General features: G+C 44.1%; 4 protein-coding genes. 3 read left to right on the top strand and 1 reads right to left on the bottom strand.

The window, feature by feature from the left end; all coding sequences use genetic code 11:
- The first annotated feature begins 75 nt into the window (after positions 1–75).
- A complete protein-coding gene (locus ACTIE0_RS22855) occupies positions 76–1,320 on the top strand; it encodes a hypothetical protein (RefSeq protein ID WP_006621990.1) in 1,245 nt (414 codons plus the stop codon).
- A 66-nt stretch (positions 1,321–1,386) separates the two neighbouring features.
- Here the strand turns inward: ACTIE0_RS22855 and cysK are convergent, their stop codons facing one another.
- Positions 1,387–2,355 (bottom strand): cysteine synthase A, encoded by a 969-nt coding sequence (gene cysK / locus ACTIE0_RS22850; RefSeq protein WP_006621989.1) that lies wholly within the window; start codon positions 2,353–2,355, stop codon positions 1,387–1,389.
- Between the two features lie 281 nt (positions 2,356–2,636).
- Here cysK and rnc point away from each other — a divergent pair, with 281 nt between their 5' ends.
- Positions 2,637–3,377, top strand: coding sequence for a ribonuclease III (gene rnc, locus ACTIE0_RS22845; protein WP_006621988.1), 741 nt, complete (start codon positions 2,637–2,639; stop codon positions 3,375–3,377).
- Complete coding sequence (locus ACTIE0_RS22840) at positions 3,370–4,449, top strand: Gfo/Idh/MocA family protein (protein ID WP_006621987.1); 1,080 nt, start codon at positions 3,370–3,372, stop codon at positions 4,447–4,449. The genes rnc and ACTIE0_RS22840 overlap by 8 nt, the downstream gene beginning before the upstream one ends.
- Positions 4,450–4,571: the final 122 nt, after the last annotated feature.

Genomic DNA, 4,571 nt, shown 5'->3' with positions numbered 1-4,571 from the left:
GACTAAAGTCCCCCTGTCGCGTTTCCTCCCCGGTCTAAAGACACGGGGCTTCCACGCTCCCAAGAGGTTTACGTGATGAATTATGGGTTCACCCACTATCATCAGACGACCTTGGACGAGCAACTCCTGTACAACCACTTGCAAAAGTTGGTTGGGGTGTCATCCCCACAGGATATGCTTGCTTGTTTTCGTTGTCTGTTTTTGGGTGACCAGGAATATCAAGTCACGGAAGTTTGGGAAGCCTTGGAAAGAATTGTTGATTCCGAATCAGTCCGCGATCGCTTTCCGTTTATAATTAACCGCTGCTGCTATATTTTGGTTAACCAATGGCAGAAGCAGTCCCGTCTACAGTGGGCTATTCCAGAACTGATTGATCTACTTCTCATAGAACCGACTACTTTACCCTCTTCCTGGACCGCTCATCGTTTGCGTAGATTACTCTACAAATTTGTGCAAACTGACGAATATCGCGCACTACGTCGGCTCGCTAATGCTTTTAAAGATAGCACCAAACCCGAACCAGATTGTCAACCCAAGCTAGAAAATTTGATTGTTCGTTATCCCTATCTGTACGAACATTGTTTTTTGACCGATCATAGTGAAATTGATCAACGTCAGCAAATTCGGAAAATGCAGGAGGCGGCGGGACGTAAATTCGATCGCGACTTGTATCAATACATTACTTATCAACAAAAAACTACCATCCAGGAATTGGGCGTAAATCCTCCCCATAATCCTACCCTATTGAGCGATCGTAAACTTAGCCAAGCTATTGACCACTTTACCGGACAAGTAGATGGGGGATACACCTATAATGAGTCCTCTCAACTATTTCTGAAACAGAGTAGTAAGGCTAGTTCATATCATGCTTTTAAAGGGGAGCTATATGAGTATTTGACAAACTCTATGGATGGTAAATATGCTAACCGTTACTTTAAAAGGCGGCTGGAGCAAACCCTAAAAGACACCCTATCCCACAATGATTCTGTTATGGTCAACAGTAGTCTAGTTGCCGGAACCTGTAAAAGACTATTCGATTTTTTGGTAGTTGAAAGCGCCCAAAAACCTCAGCATTTTGTCTTAGTTGACCTCACCAATAACCTAGGCGTTACTAACGTCATGGGTTTAATGCTAAAAATTGTTTTGGTATGTCGGCAAACCAAACGAGAACTAGAAAAACGATTCGCTGTGTTATTTACGCATTATGGCAATTTTGAACGACCCCAAGTTGTTTGGCTGGTTGAGTCCCTGGAAAATCTAAATATTGCTTTTAGCACTCATTTCGGATCATCCGCTATGCGATCGCTCAAGATTTCCTAGACCAGAATGGGGAGGGAGAATCAATCATAATCAACCCTCCCCCCAACCAACAATATAGCCCTTTGATTAATTATTAATTAGCAGGGTTTGTTGTTCCTCATGTAAATCTTGGAATAGCGGGGTACTGAGGTAACGTTCGCCGTAACTCGGTTGAATCATCACAATTAACTTATCTCGATTTTCTGGTCTTTGAGCCACTTTAATCGCCGCACACAAAGCCGCACCCGAGGAAATCCCAGATAGTAACCCCTCTTCCCTCGCTAGACGGCGACTATAGCTAAAGGCTTCGTCATCACTAACTGTAATTACCTCATCAATTAGGGCTACTTTCAGCACCTCTGGGACAAATCCTGCACCAATACCCTGAATTTTGTGGGGTCCAGGTTCACCACCAGAAAGAACCGGACTGTTAGTGGGTTCAACTGCGATCGCTTTTAATTGTGGTTTCCGTTGTTTAAGCACATCCGCCGCCCCCGTGATTGTACCACCGGTTCCCACTCCCGCGATTAAAATATCAACCCGTCCATCCGTATCATGCCAAATTTCTTCAGCCGTAGTGCGGCGGTGAACCTCTGGATTAGCCAAATTGTTAAACTGCTGTAACATATAGGTATTGGGAACCGTATCGACCAGTTCATAAGCGCGCTGAATCGCTCCTTTCATCCCTTTAGAACCGGGGGTTAATTCTAATTTAGCTCCATAGGCGCGGAGCATAGAACGCCGTTCTAAACTCATGCTATCAGGCATCGTTAAAATTAACTCATAGCCTTTCGCCGCCGCTGTCATAGCCAACGCAATGCCAGTATTTCCTGATGTCGGTTCCACTAGGGTAGTCTTACCTGGAGCGATCAAGCCTTCGAGTTCCGCAACTTCGATCATATATGCTCCAATGCGATCTTTAACTGAGGCTGTCGGGTTCATCCCTTCGAGTTTAACCACAATTTGAGCTAAACAGCCTTCAGCTTGAGGAATTCGATTCAGTTGTACCAAAGGGGTACGACCAATCAATTCTGTGATGTTGTGAGCAATACGCATGGTGATCTCAATAACTACAGTTAACCTCAATTCTATAGTGATTTGGGCAGAGAAAAGTCAACCGTGAACCTGACCAGTGTGGACAGCAGAAATTGTCAAACTCTCAATATATATGCTAAAATAAGGGGCTTTTTGCTGATACTTCCCCATAATTGAATGCCCACATATCTGCGGCAATTTAATCATAATTAACCTAGTATATCCTCGATATATTATGTTATAATTATGGTTAAATCCACAGATGGTAGATACCATAAAAGTTAAATTTGAGGTCATTAAAGTTGCAAAAGTTTAACCGAGTTAGTCATCCACAAAGACAAAATCAGTTAGAAAAGTTAATTGAACGCTTGGGATTATCTACTCAACAGAAGATTGCATGGCAATTACTTGATTTGGCACTAACTCATCCCAGTGTTTCCACTCAGGATAATTATGAACAACTGGAATTTGTTGGTGATTCCGTGGTGCGTCTGGTGGCTTCAGAACTTTTGTTAGAAACCTATCCTAATGCACCCGTGGGAGAGTTTGCGGCGGTGCGATCTATTTTGGTGAGCGATCGCATTCTGGCGGAAATTTCTAATAGCTATGGTTTGGGAAGATATTTGCTCGTGGGAGGAAGTGCTACCCGCGATCGCCTGGGAGAAGAATCTCGTTTAGCAGATTGTTTTGAGGCTGTTTTGGCTGCACTTTATCTCAGTACCAATACCCTAGAGTTAATTCGTCCTTGGTTAGATCAGCACCTGCTAGAGCGAGCTACTGATATTTTTAATGATCCGGCTCGCCAAAATTATAAGGCTGCTCTCCAAGAATGGACTCAAAGTTGCTATAAAATTTTGCCCCAATATAAAGTTAATGAAACAGGTTATGCTGGTGATGAAGCGCGGTTTACCGCTTCCGTGTGGCTGAGGGGAGAACAATTAGGTACAGGAACAGGTAGAACTATTAAGGCTGCTGAACAGGCGGCGGCTCGTGTGGCTTTTTTATCAGTAGCCAAAAATGGAGGACAAACAGATAATGAATGACCCGATTAAAATAGCAGTTCTCGGTACAGGACGCTGGGGTGTCCACTTGCTCCGAAACTTTCAAAATCATTCTGGGTTTGAGTTAATAGCAGTAGCTGATAGTAATTCCGAACAGTTAAAAGCTGTGGGAGAACGATTTACACTCAACCCTGAACAAATGTTTGAGCATGGGTTGGCGGCTCTGGAAGTTCCGGGACTACAAGCTGTGGCGATCGCTACTCCCGCCTGCACTCATTATGACTTAATTTCAGTCGCGCTACAACGTGGCTATCATGTCTTAGCCGAAAAACCTTTAACCATAAACCCCGCTAAATCTTGGGAACTTTGGGAACTGGCTCAACAGCAAAATCGACAATTATTTGTCGATCATACCTATCTATTCCATCCAGTAGTTAACCAGGGTAAACAAGTCCTTGCTCAAGGTGTCTTAGGTCAACTACGCTACGGCTATGCTACCCGCACTCACCTAGAACCTGTCCGACAAGATGTTGATGCTCTTTGGGATTTAGCGATTCATGATATTGCTATCTTTAATACCTGGTTGGGTCAAAAACCTGTAGCCGTACAAGCCACCGGAACTGTCTGGCTACAAGGCGATCGTCTTTTGCAAACCGAGGATAATTCCCCAGCCTTTCCCGATAGTAAACCAGGTTTATCTGATTTAGTAGTAGCTACCCTCACTTACCCCGATAACTTTCGAGTTTTCCTACATCTATGCTGGTTAAATCCTGACAAACAGCGCCGTTTAGCAGTCGTCGGAAGCCAAGGAACATTGATTTTTGATGAATTATCCTCCGAGTCTCCTTTAACTCTACAACGCGGCTATTTAGAGCCTGTCAATGGTGGCTGGAAAGGAGCAGGTCAAAGTCGGGAAGTTTTACAGGTCGAACCTGGGGAACCTTTAAAACAAGTATGCGATCGCTTTTTTCAATGTGTTAAAGCCAATCAACCCTGTCCAATTTCTTCCGGTAAAATCGGAGCCGAATTAGTCGATATTCTGTGGGGTTTAAGTCAATCTCTACAAACAGGAGGACTCCCTCACCCCGTCCGTGATAATTCCTCAGAGACTTAAACAAACAAAAAGCGCCCCCCGACTGGGAGGCGCTCTATTTAATTCAAGCTATCAATTAGCCGATTTGAGGTGCAACCAAAGCTACAGGCTCAGACTCAGCAGAAGCTAAATCTAAGGGGAAG

This window comes from Limnospira sp. (assembly GCF_051859755.1).
GTDB lineage: Bacteria > Cyanobacteriota > Cyanobacteriia > Cyanobacteriales > Microcoleaceae > Limnospira > Limnospira fusiformis.
The sequence above is the reverse complement of the archived record's forward strand: the minus strand, read 5'-3'. Positions and strand labels throughout refer to the sequence as shown.